The organism is Streptomyces sp. NPDC001194 (genome assembly GCF_042896985.1).
GTDB lineage: Bacteria > Actinomycetota > Actinomycetes > Streptomycetales > Streptomycetaceae > Streptomyces.
Map to the genome: position 1 here is coordinate 265,063 of NZ_JBIAXU010000005.1, position 15,974 is coordinate 281,036.

Genomic DNA, 15,974 nt, shown 5'->3' on the forward strand with positions numbered 1-15,974 from the left:
GAGCAGTGCTCTCTGAATGGATCGACGCTCTGATTTTTGGGCAGTGCTCTGACTTCTGGCACACTGCTCGTATGAGTACCGTGCGCGGGGCCCGGGAACGGGCCCGTATCGAGGTCACCGCCGCCATCAAGGACGAGGCGCGCCGCATGCTCGCCGCCGAGGGCGCCGCCAAGCTTTCGCTGCGCGCCGTGGCCCGCGAGCTGGGCATGGTGTCCTCGGCCCTCTACCGCTACTTCCCCAGCCGCGACGAGCTCCTCACCGCGCTCATCATCGACGCCTACGACAGCCTCGGCGCCGCCGCCGAGCAGGCCGACGCCGCCGCCCGCGCCGCAGGCGCCGCGCCCCGCCGTCGCTGGACGGCCGTCTGCGAGGCCGCCCGCGCCTGGGCCCTGGACCACCCGCACGAGTACGCGCTCATCTACGGCTCCCCGGTCCCCGGCTACAGCGCCCCCGCCGACACGATCGCCCCCGCCTCCCGTGTCGGCAACACGCTCATCGGCATCGTCCGGGCCGCCCACGCCGGCCAGGGCCTCGCGCTGCCGCCGCTGCCCGCCGCCCTGCGCCCCGAAGCCGTGCGGATGACCGCGGACTTCGCCGAAGGTCTGCCCCCGGAGGTCACCGCCGCCCTGGTCGCCGCCTGGGCGCAGTTGGTCGGCCTCATCTCCTTCGAGCTGTTCGGTCAGTTCAACCGGGTCGTCGAGGACCGCGCCGCCTTCTTCGCGCATGCCGCGGACCAACTGGCCCACGCGGTCGGGCTGCCCGCAGTGTGACCGCCCGCGCCGTCGTCGGTACGGGGTCCGCGCGGTCGTCGGTACGGGGTCCGCGCCGTCGTCGGTACGGGGTCGGCGCCGTCGTCCGGCGGCGGGCCCGTGCCGTCGTCCGTACGGCGGTTCGCGCCGGCCGCCCGTACAGCCGCGTGGTGCGCGTCGTTCACATGATGAGGTGACGGATCGCTTGTCTGTTCCTCACACCAATACGAGTGGTTCGGCTTTCACCGAACGGGCGCCCGTCTAGTGTTCGTCGGGTCGTGCTCCCTGCCCCCGCCCCTTGCCGGAGGAACAGCCGTGGCCCGCGCCGTGAAGGCCCTGTACGCCGTCCTGGTCACCTCTTTGCTGGCCGCCCCCGCGCCCGCCGTGCCCGCCTCGGCCGGCACGGCCGCCGAGGACGCCGTCCCGGCCCCGAGACCCCGGGCCGCCGGCGTGCGGGGCCTGGAGGTCGGGGTCCCCGCGTACGCGTGGGCCGGGGACCGCATGCTCGGCGACCTCGTCGCCACCACGCCCGCCGCCTCCGTGGTCGTCCTCAACCCGGGCAACGGCGATGCCCCGTTCGACGCCCGCTGGCAGGCCCGCGCCGACGCGCTGCGGGCCGGGACCACCGCGACCGGTGAGAAGACCAAGGTCCTCGGCTACGTCCACACGGACCACGGAAACCGCGACGTCGACGCCGTCAAGGCCTCCGTCGACAACTACCTGAAGACCCGCGACGGCCGCCTGCACGTGGACGGCATCTTCTTCGACGTCGTCAGCCGCGACTGCGGCCCCGGCAACGCCACCCGCGACCACTACGCGCGGCTGCGCGAGTACGTGCAGGACACCATGGACGCCGCGGACCCCACGGCGGCCGAGCTCGTGGTCGACAACCCGGGCACCGCGATCGCCGACTGCTACCTGGAGCCGGGCCACCGCACGGCGGACGTCTTCGTCACCTTCGAGGACACGTACGCCGCGTACACGGGAGACGGCTGGCTCGGAGGGAACGTTTTCTCGGAGTCGGGCGGCTACCGCGCCGGTACGGAACTCGACCCGACCGGCACCGCGTTCTGGCACCTCGTCCACGCTGTCCCGGACACGACCGCCATGCGCTCCACGCTCCGCACGGCCTTCGACCGCGGTGCGGGCTACGCGTATGCGACGGGTACGCGGATGCCCAACCCCTGGGACGAATCGCCGAGTTGGAAGTACCGCAGCCAGACGCTGTACGCCGCCACTCTGGGCTGAGCGGCGGGCGACACGTCCGGCCCCGACGTCCGGCCCCGACGGCCGAAGTCCGGCGGCCGAAGTCCGGCGGCCGGGCCGCGGCGCTCCGCACGGGGCGTGGCGGCGGTCAGTGGCCGTCGTTCTCCGGGCGGCGGGCGAAGCGCCACAGGACGTGGGTGATCCGGAACAGGAACACCACCCCCGCGAGGACGCCCGCCGCCACCTTCAGTGCCGCGTCGGCGGTGGGGGAGAGCTCGAAGACCAGGGCAGGTCCGTACACCGCTCCGAAGGTGAGCGCGGCGGCGACGCATCCGCTGACGAACGCGTAGCCGATCTCTATCGTGATCGCGTCGCGATCCGCCTGTGTCCGTCGCACCATGAACGCAGTGTCACAGCCCGTACCGCACCGTCACAAGGGCGTCTCGGGTCGGCGCCCCCGCTGCGACGCCTCAGCCGATGCCGGCCGTCTCCACCCACCGCCGGGCCAGTGCCTCGTCCCCGGTCACGCCCGGGCCCATCAGCGGAAGCCGGTTCCACAGCGCCTCGTACAGCCACGAGGCCGTCCCGATCACCTCGCAGTCCGCCGGGTCGCCCGTATCGCCCGCCACCGTGCGCGGCGGCTCCGCCGAGAGGTGCACGGTCCACACCGCGCCCGTGTCGGCGGCGCGCACGCGCAGTACGCGCGGCTCCTCCGTCCGCATCCGGCTGCGCGGCCGCGCGTGGAAGCCGGTCAGCAGCTCGTCCACCCCGTCCTCGGCGAACTCCGGTGACAGCGGCGAATAGGCGACACCGAGCGCCGCCTCCCCGTCCATCCGGTGCACGGCCGTCTCGTGCGCCTGCCGGCGCGCCCAGAACGCCAGCGGCGACGGCGCGGCCGTCGGCAGGAAGGTCCAGCACTGTACGTCGGCCGGCGCCTCGGTCAGCGTCCGGACCAGGGCCTCGTGCCCCTCCCGGTACCAGGCCAGCAGCTCGGCGCCGGCCAGCTCCGGGGCGTCCGGGAACGGTCCCGGCTCCAGGACGGCGTCCCCGACGTACCCGGTGGCCCACCGGTGCACCGCGCCCGTGTGCCGCAGCAGGTCGGTGACCCGCCACCCCGGACAGGTCGGCACGGGGGCCTCCGTGCCCGCCCGCTCGGCCGTCTCGGCGAGCAACTCGCCTTCCCGCGCCAGGGTCTCCACATACTCCGAGATCTTCATGCGGGCAGTGTCGCACCGGCCGCCGAAGATGCCGGTGAAAATGGAGCCATGGACGGGGAACTCTTCCCGGCTGACGGGGAACTCTTCCCGCGCGAGCGGACCGAGATCGCCCCGGGCGCCGTGCACGTGCCCGACTGGCTCGGGCCCGGGCTCCAGCGGGAGCTGCTCGACGCCTGCCGCGCCTGGGCGCGCCCGCCCGCCGGCCTGCGCACCGTACGGACACCCGGCGGCGGCACGATGACCGCCCGCCAGGTGTGCCTCGGGCTGCACTGGTACCCGTACGGCTATGCCCGCACCGCCGTGGACGGCGACGGGGCACCGGTCAAGCCGATGCCCGGCCGGCTCGCGGAGCTGGGGCGGGAGGCGGTGGCGGCGGCGTACGGCGGGCCCCCGCCGGCCTCGTACGCGTACGACATCGCGCTGGTCAACTTCTACGAGGGCGACTCCCGCATGGGCATGCACCGGGACGCCGAGGAGAGGTCGGGGGCTCCGGTGGTCTCCCTCAGCCTGGGCGATACGTGCGTCTTCCGCTTCGGAAACACCGCCTCGCGCGGCCGCCCGTACCAGGACCTCCGGCTGCGCAGCGGCGACCTGTTCGTCTTCGGCGGCCCGGCGCGGCTGGCGTATCACGGGGTGCCGAGGGTCCTGCCCGGCACCGCCCCGCCCTGGCTCGGGCTGACCGGGCGGCTGAACATCACCCTGCGGGTCGGCGGCCTCGGGACGGCCCCCGACTGATCGACGGCGCCGCGCACACCGCCGATCATGCGAGGATCGCTGTCATGAACGGCAACGGGGCCCCGCCGCGGGTGGGGGATGCGACCACGGTGTCCGCGGCGTCTTCTGCGTCTTCGGCCGCGTCTTCGGCCGGGTCTTCGGCCGGGGCCTCGGCGAGGACCAAGCTGGAGCGGGGCCGCGGCGCCCTCGGCCCGGCGCTGGAGCTCGTCCACACCGGCCGGGCGCCGACCCGCGCCGTCCTGACCGCCGAGCTCGGCGTCACCCGTGCCACGGCCGGGGCCGTCGCCGCCGAGCTGGAGGCGCTCGGCCTGATCCGCGTCGACTCCCGCCCGGGCGGCGCCGGCGGCACCCAGGGCCGCCCCTCGCACCGGCTCTCCATCGACGAGAACGGCCCTGTGGCGCTGGCCGCGCAGGTGCACTCGGACGGGTTCCGGGCCGCGCTGGTCGGCCTCGGCGGCCGGATCGTGGCCACCGCCCCCGGCAAGGTCACCGTTTCCGCGGATCCGGCCCAGGTGCTCGGCGAGGTCGTCGAGGCGGGCGCGGCGCTGCTCGCCGAGACCGGCCGCCGCTGCATCGGCGCGGGGCTCGCGGTGCCGTCGGCTGTGGCGGAGCCCGACGGCACGGCGCTGAACCCGCTGCACCTGGCCTGGCCGGCCGGGTCTCCCGTACGGGCCATCTTCACGGAGTGCGTGAAGGCGGCCGGCATCGACGGCCCGGCCCTGACCGGCAACGACGTCAACCTCGCCGCGCTCGCCGAGCACCGGCACGGCGCGGGCCGCAGCGCCCAGCACCTGCTGTGCGTGGCCACCGGCCACCGCGGGGTGGGCGGCGCGCTCGTCCTGGACGGCCGCCTGCACAGCGGGAGTTCGGGGCTGGCCCTGGAGGTCGGCCACCTCACGGTGAACCCGGAGGGCCGGCCCTGCCACTGCGGCGGCCGCGGCTGCCTGGACGTGGAGGCCGACCCGCTGGCCTTCCTCACTGCGGCGGGCCGCATCCCGGGTCCGGAGGTGTCGCTGCTCCAGCAGGCGCGCGACCTGCTGCACGGGGAGTACGCGGAGCCCGCGGTGCGGGCGGCCGCCGAGGAGCTCATCGACCGGCTGGGCCTGGGCCTCGCGGGGCTGGTGAACATCCTGAACCCGGACCGGATCATCCTCGGCGGGCTGCACCGGGAACTCCTGTACGCGGACCCGGAGCGGCTGCGCGCGGTGGTCGCGGACCGCAGCCTGTGGGGCCGCAGCGGGGGAGTGCCGATCCTGCCCTGCACCCTGGACCACAACAGCCTGGTGGGCGCCGCGGAGCTGGCCTGGCAGCCGGTCCTGGACGACCCCCTGGGCACCCTGGGCACGGCGGCCTAGGGGCTCTCCGCACAGCAGCCCGGTCCGCCGGTGAGACGGCACCGCGCCGGGCATCACGGGACCCGCGCGACCTTGGGGACGCCCCCGGGCAGCCGCCGCGCGCGGGGCGCCGGGCGCGGGGCGCGGTGGCGGGCGGGGCGGGGTGTCCGGGGTCGGCCCCCGGTGCAGCGGTGCCGGAGCCGATGGCGGAGCACGCCCGCCGCCTCGCCTCGCCCGGAGCCGGGGCGCCGGGGTGGCGCCGACCGGGGCGGTGGTGCCGGGGCCGGGGGTGCGGCGGCCGGAGCCTACCCGGGCCTGGCGCCGACCGAGGCCGCTACCGGCATCGCTGTCGGGACGGCGCTCGGGTCGACGGCCACCACCACCGTCGGCGCGGGCTCTCGTACGGGCCTGGAACCGCTGCCGACCGGGGCGGCGCGGAGCGAGAACCAGACCACCTTGCCGGGGCCGTCGGCCTGGTTCCGGGCGCCCCAGGCCTCGCTGACCGCCTCGACCAGCGCCAGCCCGCGCCCGCAGGTCTCCAGCGCGTCCGCGGCCGCCTCCCGCAGGACGGGAAGGCGCGGATCGCTGTCGTACACCGAGACCGTGAGCCGCCCCAGCCGCAGCTCGATCTCGACCGTGCAGGTCTTGTCCGGCTGCGCGTGGCGGTGGACGTTGCTGAGCAGCTCCGTCACGCCGAGCGCAGCCCGGTCTATGAGCGGATCGAGCTGCCAGTGGCGCAGTTGCGCTGAAACGATCCTCCGGATCTGTCCGATCCGGGACGGCAAGGCCTGCAGTTCGACGACGCAGTGCCTGCGTGAATGACTGATCACGGCTGCGACTCCCCGACATGAGTGTTACGGGTGCTGCACCCTCAGTAATGCTCCACCAGGGTCACCCACGGTGCCCGTGTATGCAACCGAACGCGATCGAAAGCGATCCGCATAGATACCCAAAGTGACTGTTTGTGCAGGTGAGGGAGGTACATTGCGAAAGCAGGGGGCGAAGAACCGCACGAAGGAGCCAGTCGCATGAGCACCACCCGTACCTCCGGTACGACGGCTACGACAATCGACGTCGACCGTAGCGACGCGGACTACCGCGCCTGGCTGAAGGAGGCCGTCCGCAAGGTCCAGGCCGATGCCAACCGATCCGCCGACACGCACCTGCTGCGCTTCCCGCTCCCCGAGGAATGGGGCATCGACCTCTACCTCAAGGACGAGTCCACGCACCCGACCGGCTCCCTCAAGCACCGCCTGGCGCGCTCGCTCTTCCTCTACGCGCTGTGCAACGGCTGGATCCGCCCCGGACGACCGGTCATCGAGGCCTCGTCCGGCTCGACGGCCGTCTCCGAGGCGTACTTCGCGAAGCTGATCGGGGTTCCGTTCATCGCCGTCATGCCGCGCACGACGAGCCCGGAGAAGTGCCGGCTCATCGAATTCCACGGCGGCGAATGCCACTTCGTGGACGACTCGATGAAGATGTACGAGGAGTCCGCGGAGCTCGCCGCCCGCACGGGCGGGCACTACATGGACCAGTTCACCTACGCGGAGCGGGCGACCGACTGGCGCGGCAACAACAACATCGCCGAATCGATGTACCAGCAGCTGCGGTTGGAACGCTACCCCGAGCCCGCGTGGATCGTGGCGACGGCGGGCACGGGCGGTACGTCCGCGACGATCGCGCGCTACGTGCACTACATGCAGCACGACACCCGGGTGTGCGTCCCGGACCCGGAGAACTCCTGCTTCTTCGACGGCTGGACCAACAACGACCCGCACGCGAGCAGCGATTGCGGCTCGCGCATCGAGGGCATCGGACGGCCGCGGATGGAGCCGAGCTTCGTTCCCGGGGCCATCGACCGGATGATGAAGGTGCCGGACGCGGCGAGCGTCGCCGCCTGCCGCGCCCTGGAGCAGGCCATCGGCCGCAAGGCGGGCGGCTCCACGGGGACGGGCGTGTGGAGCGCGCTGAAGATCATCTCGGAGATGGTGGCCGAAGGCCGCAAGGGCAGCGTGGTCACGCTGCTGTGCGACCCGGGCGACCGCTACCTGGACAAGTACTACTCGGACGAGTGGCTGGCCGGTCAGGGCCTGGACATCGCCCCGTACGCGCAGACCCTCGACACCCTGCTGGCGACCGGCGTATGGCGCGAGCCGGTGGCCTGACCGGCTTCGGCCGGCCCCTGCCCGGGAGTCGTGCCCTCCCGCTCCGGACTCCGCGTCACTGACCGGCCGGGCGGCGGGCGGCCAGGCGGGCGTCGAGTGCGCGGACCGCGGACCGGAACGACTGCCCCAGGGCCGGGCGGGCGGCGGCGAGGGCGAGCCGGAGCGGCGCCGGGCCGTCCGCCGCGAAGGTCCACCGGACGAGGGTGCCCGAGCAGGGGTCGGCGGGGGTGAGCCGCCACTCCTCCAAAAGGGCCCGGAGCCCGGGGGCGTTGGTCGTGTCGACCCGGTACGCGTAGCGCCGCCCCGGCTCCGCGGCCATGATCGTCTCCTCGAAGCGGGTCCCGCCGACCAGCCGGACCTCCCGGCCCGCGCCCCCGTGCGTCGGCCGGGCCAGGGTCACCGCCCGGAACCACCGCGGCCACCCCTCGACGTCCTCGGCCAGGGCCCGGTACACGGCCTCGGGCCCCGCCGCCGTCCGCGCGGCGAAGACCAGGCGGGTCGGGGCGTTCTCGATGAAGTCCAGCTCCACGGGGCGGAGTCGGCGAGCCATGGCGGTTCCTCCTGGGGACGGGCAGTGGAACGTGCGTCCGCGTACCTTAACGGCCGACCCGTCGGATGTCCGCCGCACGACGGCCGCCACTTCGGCCCGCGCGGGAGGCCATCGGCTCCCCGCCACCGGCCCCGCCACCGGCCCCCGCCATCAGCCCCCGCCACCGGCCCGGTTGCCGCCGCCCGTCGCCCGGACGGGGCCTAGGCAGGGGCGTCGGGGCGCGGGATGCTCGAAGGTGCGCCGACCCCGCCGAGCGAGCGGGAATTGCGCCGATCCCGCCCAGCGAGCGGAGGCCGTAGTGCCGGACCGTCCCCAGCCTCCTCAGTCTTCCCACTCTCCACAGTCTCCCCAGCCCCCGCATCCCCTGGCCCTCGAACTCCTCACACCCCCACGCCCCCTGGCCCTCGAACTGCACGTGCACGGAGTCCACGGCGCACCCCCCGACGAGCTGCTCGGTGACCCGCGCACCGTGCGCATCACCGGCGACTCCACCGCCGCCGTGTTCCGCCGCGCCGCCGACGCCGACGCCGAGAAGCACCCCGAGTGCTACGCCGGGCGGCCCGTGGTCGAGGCCTACTGCTGGTCCCGCCTCACCTCCGGCAACGGCTCCCGCGCCCTGTGGCTGCTGCTCCTGCCGTTCATGGTGGTCAACCTCGCCCACTGGGCCCGGCCCGCCGCGCCCGCCACCGGTCCGGCGGGCCGCGCGGTGCGCACGTACGGGGTCCTCGTACGGGTCCTCGCGCTCAGCCTCACCCTGCTGCTGATCGCGGCCGCCTGCGAGGTCGCGCTCGACCTCCTCGCCTGGCAGTGCGCCGGGTCCGGAGCGTGCACGGGCTCACGCTCCTGGCTCGGGTTCCTGCGGCCGGGCGGCTGGTGGGGCCAGCCGGGGCGCCGGCTGGCGCTCGGCGCGCTGGTCCCGGCCGCGCTGACCGGGCTGCTGTGGTACCTGTCGAACCGGACCTGGAGCGCGTACGAGTCCCAGCCGCCGCCGGCGGACGCGGCCGCCCCCGCGGCCGCCCCGGACGGGACACCCGCCCTCGGCCGGCCCGGATTCTGGTACGGGCGCCGCATCGTGGCCCGGCTGCGCGCCGCGCACACCGCGGCCGGGCTGCTGATCGTCGCGGCCGCCGTCGCCGCGCCCACCGCCCGCTACGACCGCCGCGCCGGCAGCCCCGTACTCGAAGCCGTCGGCTGGGCGGTGGAGGCGGCGCTCGCCGCCGGGGCCCTCTCCGTCACCTGGGTCGTCTGCCGGCGCGGCCGCACCGAGGAGCGCGCCGACCACCGCCTCGACCGGGCCGCCATCACCCTGATGCCCGGATCCGCCCTCGCCCTGCTCGTCGCCGTCCTGCTCTACGCCGGCTGGTCGCGCCCCGGGTGGACCTCCGGCGGGCGACTCCCCGGAGACTTCACGTTCGGCGCGCTCATGCTCGGCCAGGGCTGCTGCGTCCTGCTGCTCGCCGCCGTCGCCGTCCGCCTGTACCGGATGGCCCCCGACCCGGCGAGCGCGCTGTACGGGCTCGGCGGTCCCGCCGTCGCCATGCTCGGGTGCGCCCTCGGCGGGGTGATGACCGGCGGGGTCGCGCAGCGGGTCGCCGACTGGCTGGACGCGCCCGGGAGTCCCGGACCGGCCGGGGCCGCCGCCCTGTCGCACCCGGCGCCCGCGCCGCCCGTGCTGCTGTCCTGGCAGGCCGCCGTACTGCCCCCGCTGCTCCTCGTACTGGCCCTGCTCGCGGCCTGGTTCGCCGTACGCGGGGTCCTCGCCCGGCGTCGGCTCGCCGCCGGGGTCGCCGCCGAGTACCCGGGGGAGCGGCCCGACGTGAACCGCAGCCGGCAGATCGCCGGGGCGCGGGCCGCCGCCGCACTCACCGACTCCGCACCCTGGTTCGTGGCCGCCGTCTCCGGGATCACCCTGCTGCTCGGCGCCGGAGCCCTCGCCGGAGCCTGGCTGAGCGGGCAGGTCCCGGGCGAGGCGGCCCGTGGCGCCCACCCGCTGCTGGAGACCGCGGCCCGGGCGGCGCAGGACGCCGGGTCCTGGCTGATAGGGCTCGCCATCGCCGCGTTCGTCGCCTGGGGCCGCCGCGCCTACCGGGACCCCGCGGCCCGCCGCACCATCGGCGTGCTCTGGGACGTCGGCACCTTCTGGCCGCGCGCCGCGCACCCGTTCGCGCCGCCCTGCTACGCCGAGCGCGCGGTCCCCGACCTGACCTGGCGGATGACCGGCTGGACCGGCCGCACCGGCGGCCGCCTGGTCATCTCCGGGCACTCGCAGGGCAGCGTCCTCGCGGCCGCCGCCGTCTGGCAGCTGCCGCCACAGGTCCGCCGCCGGGTCGCGCTGCTCACGTACGGCTCCCCGCTCCGGCGGCTCTACGGCCGCTGGTTCCCGGCGTACTTCGGCCCGGGCCCCCTCGCCGCACTGCACGCCGACATCGACTGCTGGCGCAACCTCTGGCGCGCGACGGACCCCATCGGCGGCCCGGTCCTCCCGCACCCCGCCGAAACCTCCCCGCCCACGGCCCCGACCACGGCTCAGGCCCCGACCACCGCCCCGGGCGACCCCGTCGACCGGGGGCCGCTGGCCGACCCGCTCGCCTACGGGCGCAGCGCCCGCAACCCGCTGCCCGCGCCGATCCTCGGGCACTTCGACTACCAGGCCGACCCCGCCTTCGCCGCCGAGCGCGACGCGCTCCTGGCCAGGCTGGCCGGACCGGCCCGCCGCGCCCGCTCCGCCGCGCTCGCCGTCCCGGCCCCGGCGCCACCGGCCGATCCCGCCCCACCTGCCCCGACCCCACCCGCCACACCGGCCCCGGAGGCCCCCGGTTTGCCCGGGCCCAGGGTCAGCAGGGCGTCGGCAGCGCCGGCAGAGTCGGGAGATCCTCCGGGAACAGGAGGGTGAGTTCGTCCGTGCCCGGGTCCGACAACTGCGCCACGCGCCCCGCGTGGCGCTCCACCATCGACTCGAAGGTCTGCCGCGCCGTGCGGCCGTTTCCGAACGCCGGGCCCTTCGGCAGCTCCGTGAAGTACGTCAGCAGCGCCTTCGCCGTGCCCTCGCCGAGCCGGTACTCGTGCTCCTCCGCCTGCTGCTCCACGATCCGCAGCAGCTCCTCCGGCCCGTAGTCCCCGAAGGTGATGGTCCGGGAGAACCGCGAGGCCACACCCGGGTTCACGGTCAGGAACCGGTCCATCTCCGCCGTGTACCCGGCGACGATCACCACGACCGCATCGCGGTGGTCCTCCATCAGCTTCACCAGGGTGTCGATCGCCTCGCGCCCGAAGTCCCGCCCCGAGTCCTCCGGGGCCAGCGCGTACGCCTCGTCGATGAACAGCACCCCGCCGCGCGCCCGGTCGAACGCCTCCTGGGTCCGGATCGCCGTGGAACCGATGTGCTCCCCGACCAGGTCCACCCGCGAGACCTCGACCAGATGGCCGCGCTCCAGGACCCCCAGCGACGCCAGGATCTCCCCGTACAACCGGGCCACCGTCGTCTTGCCCGTGCCGGGGCTGCCGGTGAACACCAGATGGCGGCGCACCGACGCCGCCTTGAGACCCGCCTGCTGCCGGCGCCGCCCCACCTCGATCATGTCGGTCAGTGCCCGCACCTCGCGCTTGACGCTGTCCAGGCCCACCAGCCCGTCCAACTGCCCCAGCACCTCACCGGAGCCGCGCGCCGCCCCCGGCGACTCCCGGTCCGCCTCCTGCGCGGCGCGCGGGGCCGGCATCTGCGCCGCAGCCACCGCCGCCGGTCCCCGCACCTCGCCGACCGTACGGATCCCCGCGCGCTCACCGGCGAGGGCGCCGGCCCCGGCGCCCGGAGACTGGGCGGCGAGCCGCGACCCGGACTCGTCGCTGGTGCAGTCCTCGGCGATCGGGCCGTCCTCCGCGAACTCGTAGCCCCCGCGCGCACAGCGCTCGGTGTGGCAGCGGGTCAGCGTGGTGCGGCAGCCGTCGATGACGTGGAAACCGAAGCCGGAACTGCCCGTCACCCGGCAGGACTGGAAACTCCCGCGGCCGCCCGCCGACACGTAGAACCCCGCCTCGGAGGGGGAGCTGACCGTGCACCGCTCCAGCGAGGGATCGGCCCCTTTGGTGACGATCACCCCCGTCTGGACCGCGTCGATCGTGCAGTTGGCGAGGGTGCCGCCGCTGCCGTGGTCGCGGAACCAGGCTCCGGTCGCCGCCTCCCGGATCCGGCAGTCGTCGACCTGCACGGTGGCCCCGTCGCTCACCGAGACGGCCGTGTTGCGCACCTGGGAGAGATCGCTGTCGACCACGTCGGCGCGCGAGCCCCGGTCCAGGACGAACACCGCGTCCGGTACGTCGTGCACCCGGCAGGAGCTCAGCGAGGCGGTGGCCCCGTCGCTGATCCACACCGCCGGATAGTCGCCCGTGCTGTCATGGATCTCGCAGGACTCGGCATCCACCCGGGTACCCGGATCCCACACCGACAGGCCGTTGCGGCCGAACCGGCGGACGGTGGTGCGGCTGAGCGTGAGCACCGAACGGGAACGCAGGTCCACCGCGTTCTCCGGGATGTCGTGGATGTCGCAGCCGGCGAGCGTGAGCACCGCGTCCGTGTCGAGGGTGACCCCGTCCGTCGAAGTGCGGTGCACCGAGCAGTCGGTGAGACGGGCCGCCGCACGCGAGGCGATCTGCACACCCGTGCCCTTGATCTCGTACACCTCGCAGCCCAGCGCCTCCAGGCCCGAGCCCTCGCCGGTGACCGCGATGCCCGCACCCGAGGCGTGGTGGATCCGGCAGCGCTCAAGCCGCGGCCGCCCGCCGCCGCGGACGGAGACCCCGGTCTGCCCGGCGGCCACCACCTCGCACTCCTCGAACACCCCGCCCCCGCCGTCCAGTACGGCGATCCCCACGCCCGCCGGATTCTCCACCGTGCACCGCCGCACCAGGGGGCGGGCGGCCCCGCCGCGCACCTCGATGCCCGCCGCGGACCGGGTGCTCACCCGCAGGTCGGTGAGTTCCGGCGAGCCCTCCTCGACCAGCAGCGCGGGCGCCGCCCGGTCCTGACCCTCCAAGTGCAGGTCCTGGACCACGGCCGAGGCGCGCACCGTCAGCGCGACCCCGTCGAGCGGCGCGATCCGCACCGAACCCACCGAGCCCTCCGGCCCGCGCAGGGTCACGGCATGGTCGATCACCAGGTTCTCCCGGTAGGTGCCGGGGGCGATGGACAGCACGTCCCCGTCGCCCGCGACGGCGAGCGCGGCGGCCAGCGTCGGATACTCACCGGAGCGGCGGCGCCACCGCGAAGACCCGCCGTGCGTCACCTGGACCGTGCCCTGTGCCATGGTGCTGTCGCGCCCCCGCCCTCGTGCTCGTGCTCGTGCCATCGAAGCGGCGGAAACCACCGCCGCCGCCCACCGCCTTGGCGACGACCGACTCTGGCCGCTCCACCGTAGCGCGCGCGGAGCCGGTGAGATGCCAGGTCAGCTGCCCGCGCCCGCCCGGCCCCAGTCCGGTCCCGCCGCCGCCCACGCGCGGTCCAGCCGCATGTACCGACGATGCATGAGCCTTCGTACGACCAGGCGGCGAACCGTCTCCACCAGCGCGGCCGCGCCCAGAGCGGCGGCCAGGCCCACCATCCCCGCGTGGACGCTCGCCGAGGCCTCGTCGAGGGGCCGACCCACGAGCCGGCCCTGCGTATCGGTCCATATCCGGAACCGGTCGCCCGCCTGCGGCGGTTCCTCCGCGGCCGGCACCGTGCCCTGGTGGCTGCTGCCGTCGGGCGCCGTCCAGGACGCGACGATCTGCGTGCGCTGCGGGGTCTGCCGCGGCGCCGACGGATCGGCCTCCGTCCCCTCGGACGGCGCCTCCGCCGGCCTCACCACCACCGCCGGGACGAGGTACCGCTCCTGCCGCTGCTCGCGCGCGGCCCGCTGCAGCGTGCCGTCCACCTCCAGGCCCGCGACCGTGCCGACGGCCGGAGCCACCAGCAGGACGCACACCAGCGCGGCGAACGCCACCCACGCCTCGAAGAGATCAGTCGGCCGGCGCAGCGGATTGCGCCGCCAACGCCACACACCCATTGCTGTCCACACGGTCCGGCACCCCCTTTGCCTCCGTCTGCCTGCGGTCCAAGCCTCCCGCACGCCCCGGCAACGCGCATTCCGGGACGTGCGGCAGCCGTGTCATCCGATCCGGTGCAGAAAGCACCGGGAGCGAGGCCGTGGTCCTGGCCGACGCCGAGCTCGCTCCCGCACTTTCCTGTCACAGCCGTCGCATGCACCAACGGCCCGCCCACGGTGCTTGGTTCCAGAGTTCCCCCACAGCCCCTCGAAGGTGTCATTCCGAGGGGTCGGTGCCGCGGTTGCGCGGCCCATCGGTCCCGCCCGCTACTCCAGGACGCGGACCTCGTCGCCCACCCGCACCGTGCCCGTCCGCACCGGCACCAGCTGCCGCCCGAAGGCCAGGGACTTGCCGATCCGCCGGTGCCGGGCCAGCGTCTTGAGGGGCTCCTTGCCCCGCTCCGCCGTCGCCTGGTCGGTGGTCGTGACGATGCACCGCCCGCACTCCCGCACACCGCGGAAGACGGCGTCGCCGATCGCCAGGCGCTCCCAGCCGTCCTCCGCCCACGCCTCGGCGCCGGCGACCACCACGTTGGGGCGGAAACGGTTCATCGGCAGCGGACCCTCCTCGGGATGGTCCCCCTGCGCGATCAGCGAGTTGAGCGCGTCCAGCGACGCGAGGGTCGTGAGCAGCACCGGGTAGGCGTCGGCGAGGCTCACCGTCTCGCCCGGCAGCGCGTACTGCGGGTCGACGGGACGCCGTACCGCGGGGTCGTCCATGTGCACCAGCCGCGCCGGGACCCCCAGGTAGGCGCTGAACCAGTCGGCCGCGGCGCTCGCGGCGACCACGGTCTCGATCTTCTTGCCGAACAGGGTGACCGGCTCCAGCGGACCCGGCTCCGGCACCTCCACGGTCAGCCCGGCCATGCCCGGCGCCGACAGGGCGACCGCGCCGCCCCCCAGCGGACGCGCCGCGGCCAACGCCAGCCGGGGCTGCTGGCGTTGGGTGATGACCGTGCCCTCGGTGTCCACCACCGCCCACCGCCGGTCCCCGGACAGGCCCCAGGGCTCCACGGCCATCTCGTCGGGAGCTGTCCCCGCCACCGACTTGACGGGATGGATGTGGAGCGCCTGGACGTACAAGTTCGACATGGGAGCATCCTGCCAGGAGCTCCCGCGCGCGCCCTAGTGAGCGTCCCCGGGTCTGTCAGTACCGGGGCCCGCCGGTACCGGGGTCGGCCAGTACCGGGTCTCCCTCTTCCGGATCCGTCAGTAGCCGCGCCCCTGGTACGGGCGGCCGTACGGGTCCTCGTACGAGGCGGCCGGAACCGGAGCCGGAACCTGCATCGGGCGCGGCGCGGCCGGACGCATCGCCTCGTACCCGGTGCCCATGGCCACCGGCCGGGGCTGCTGCGGCTGGGCCTGCTGCATGTATCCCGCGCGGGCCACGGCCGGCTGCTGCTGCGGGATGTACGGAGCGGGCGCCTGCTGCAGGGGCATCGGTGAGGGCGCCGCCTGCTGCTGGTACGGGTACCCGTACGCCGGGGCTTGCTGCTGCTGCGGCATGGCCGGGGGCAGCGCGGCCGGCAGGGCGGGCAGCGAGGAGGCGAGTGCCGGGAGGTACCCGCCGCTCGAGTAGCCGGAGCCGGGGGAGTCGTAAGCGGCCGGGACGCGGATCGGGGCGATCTGCGGGGTGCCCCGTTCGGCGACGAGGGAGTCGTAGATGGGGGTGTCCGGGAAGGAGGGCGCGGAGTAGTAACCGCCGCCATAAGTGGAGCGGGGGGAGGTCATGGGACCTAAGTTAAGCCCACGACTTCACCGGGTCCATAGCGAGGTGTGACGAACACCGCGCTGACCTGCATATTCGCAGGTCAGAGCCACACCCTTCACTTCCCGTTCACGTGCACGTTTTCGCCACTTCCGCACCGGGTTGCTCCTACTCGTACTCACCGGTTGGCTGTTGCACCGACTTGCCGCTGACGTAGCGTCACAATGCGGTGA

The 15,974-nt window shown here is 74.7% G+C and carries 14 protein-coding genes; 6 read left to right on the forward strand and 8 right to left on the reverse strand.

The window, feature by feature from the left end:
• The first annotated feature begins 71 nt into the window (after positions 1-71).
• Positions 72-770: a TetR/AcrR family transcriptional regulator gene (locus tag ACFY1T_RS14985; protein ID WP_390788477.1), complete on the forward strand. Its 699-nt coding sequence runs from the start codon at positions 72-74 to the stop codon at positions 768-770.
• A gap of 294 nt (positions 771-1,064) precedes the next feature.
• A complete protein-coding gene (locus ACFY1T_RS14990; protein ID WP_390788478.1) occupies positions 1,065-1,997 on the forward strand; it encodes a spherulation-specific family 4 protein in 933 nt (310 codons plus the stop codon).
• A gap of 106 nt (positions 1,998-2,103) precedes the next feature.
• On the opposite strand, the gene ACFY1T_RS14995 is transcribed toward ACFY1T_RS14990, so the two are convergent.
• The gene (locus tag ACFY1T_RS14995) at positions 2,104-2,355 is read right to left on the reverse strand and encodes a DUF6332 family protein (RefSeq protein ID WP_390788479.1); all 252 of its coding nucleotides are present in this window, start codon (positions 2,353-2,355) and stop codon (positions 2,104-2,106) included.
• 70 nt (positions 2,356-2,425) lie between these two features.
• Positions 2,426-3,172 (reverse strand): maleylpyruvate isomerase family mycothiol-dependent enzyme, encoded by a 747-nt coding sequence (locus ACFY1T_RS15000; RefSeq protein WP_390788480.1) that lies wholly within the window; start codon positions 3,170-3,172, stop codon positions 2,426-2,428.
• Between the two features lie 48 nt (positions 3,173-3,220).
• On the opposite strand from ACFY1T_RS15000, the gene ACFY1T_RS15005 reads away from it, so the two are divergent.
• Entirely contained in the window at positions 3,221-3,907 is a 687-nt protein-coding gene (locus ACFY1T_RS15005) for an alpha-ketoglutarate-dependent dioxygenase AlkB family protein (RefSeq protein WP_390788481.1), read from the forward strand.
• A gap of 44 nt (positions 3,908-3,951) precedes the next feature.
• Entirely contained in the window at positions 3,952-5,262 is a 1,311-nt protein-coding gene (locus ACFY1T_RS15010) for an ROK family protein (protein ID WP_390788482.1), read from the forward strand.
• Between the two features lie 284 nt (positions 5,263-5,546).
• On the opposite strand, the gene ACFY1T_RS15015 is transcribed toward ACFY1T_RS15010, so the two are convergent.
• On the reverse strand, positions 5,547-6,071 hold the full coding sequence (locus ACFY1T_RS15015; RefSeq protein ID WP_390788483.1) for an ATP-binding protein: 525 nt from the start codon (positions 6,069-6,071) through the stop codon (positions 5,547-5,549).
• A 198-nt stretch (positions 6,072-6,269) separates the two neighbouring features.
• Here ACFY1T_RS15015 and ACFY1T_RS15020 point away from each other — a divergent pair, with 198 nt between their 5' ends.
• Positions 6,270-7,406: a PLP-dependent cysteine synthase family protein gene (locus ACFY1T_RS15020; RefSeq protein ID WP_390788484.1), complete on the forward strand. Its 1,137-nt coding sequence runs from the start codon at positions 6,270-6,272 to the stop codon at positions 7,404-7,406.
• A gap of 55 nt (positions 7,407-7,461) precedes the next feature.
• Here ACFY1T_RS15020 and ACFY1T_RS15025 read toward each other — a convergent pair whose 3' ends face one another.
• Complete coding sequence (locus tag ACFY1T_RS15025) at positions 7,462-7,956, reverse strand: SRPBCC family protein (protein ID WP_390788485.1); 495 nt, start codon at positions 7,954-7,956, stop codon at positions 7,462-7,464.
• 298 nt (positions 7,957-8,254) lie between these two features.
• On the opposite strand from ACFY1T_RS15025, the gene ACFY1T_RS15030 reads away from it, so the two are divergent.
• Positions 8,255-10,849 carry a hypothetical protein gene (locus ACFY1T_RS15030; protein ID WP_390788486.1) on the forward strand — a complete coding sequence of 865 codons (2,595 nt, stop codon included), beginning with the start codon at positions 8,255-8,257 and terminating at the stop codon, positions 10,847-10,849.
• Here ACFY1T_RS15030 and ACFY1T_RS15035 read toward each other — a convergent pair.
• From ACFY1T_RS15035 to ACFY1T_RS15050, 4 genes are all read right to left on the reverse strand, one after another.
• Positions 10,791-13,256, reverse strand: coding sequence for a right-handed parallel beta-helix repeat-containing protein (locus ACFY1T_RS15035; protein WP_390788487.1), 2,466 nt, complete (start codon positions 13,254-13,256; stop codon positions 10,791-10,793). The two genes, ACFY1T_RS15030 and ACFY1T_RS15035, sit on opposite strands and share 59 nt — an antisense overlap.
• A 138-nt stretch (positions 13,257-13,394) precedes the next feature.
• On the reverse strand, positions 13,395-13,994 hold the full coding sequence (locus ACFY1T_RS15040) for a hypothetical protein (protein WP_390788488.1): 600 nt from the start codon (positions 13,992-13,994) through the stop codon (positions 13,395-13,397).
• A gap of 306 nt (positions 13,995-14,300) precedes the next feature.
• Positions 14,301-15,125: an MOSC domain-containing protein gene (locus tag ACFY1T_RS15045; RefSeq protein WP_390788489.1), complete on the reverse strand. Its 825-nt coding sequence runs from the start codon at positions 15,123-15,125 to the stop codon at positions 14,301-14,303.
• 117 nt (positions 15,126-15,242) lie between these two features.
• A complete protein-coding gene (locus tag ACFY1T_RS15050; RefSeq protein ID WP_390788490.1) occupies positions 15,243-15,764 on the reverse strand; it encodes a DUF6643 family protein in 522 nt (173 codons plus the stop codon).
• Positions 15,765-15,974 lie beyond the last annotated feature (210 nt).

Excerpts from the sequence above, each read along its gene's own strand:
- ACFY1T_RS15035 (WP_390788487.1), bottom strand. The coding sequence starts at position 13,256 with ATGGCACAGGGCACGGTCCAGGTGACGCACGGCGGGTCTTCGCGGTGG.
- ACFY1T_RS14995 (WP_390788479.1), bottom strand. The coding sequence starts at position 2,355 with ATGGTGCGACGGACACAGGCGGATCGCGACGCGATCACGATAGAGATC.
- ACFY1T_RS15040 (WP_390788488.1), bottom strand. The coding sequence starts at position 13,994 with ATGGGTGTGTGGCGTTGGCGGCGCAATCCGCTGCGCCGGCCGACTGAT.
- ACFY1T_RS15000 (WP_390788480.1), bottom strand. The coding sequence starts at position 3,172 with ATGAAGATCTCGGAGTATGTGGAGACCCTGGCGCGGGAAGGCGAGTTG.
- ACFY1T_RS15025 (WP_390788485.1), bottom strand. The coding sequence starts at position 7,956 with ATGGCTCGCCGACTCCGCCCCGTGGAGCTGGACTTCATCGAGAACGCC.
- ACFY1T_RS14985 (WP_390788477.1), top strand. The coding sequence starts at position 72 with ATGAGTACCGTGCGCGGGGCCCGGGAACGGGCCCGTATCGAGGTCACC.
- ACFY1T_RS15005 (WP_390788481.1), top strand. The coding sequence starts at position 3,221 with ATGGACGGGGAACTCTTCCCGGCTGACGGGGAACTCTTCCCGCGCGAG.
- ACFY1T_RS15045 (WP_390788489.1), bottom strand. The coding sequence starts at position 15,125 with ATGTCGAACTTGTACGTCCAGGCGCTCCACATCCATCCCGTCAAGTCG.
- ACFY1T_RS15010 (WP_390788482.1), top strand. The coding sequence starts at position 3,952 with ATGAACGGCAACGGGGCCCCGCCGCGGGTGGGGGATGCGACCACGGTG.
- ACFY1T_RS15020 (WP_390788484.1), top strand. The coding sequence starts at position 6,270 with ATGAGCACCACCCGTACCTCCGGTACGACGGCTACGACAATCGACGTC.
- ACFY1T_RS15050 (WP_390788490.1), bottom strand. The coding sequence starts at position 15,764 with ATGACCTCCCCCCGCTCCACTTATGGCGGCGGTTACTACTCCGCGCCC.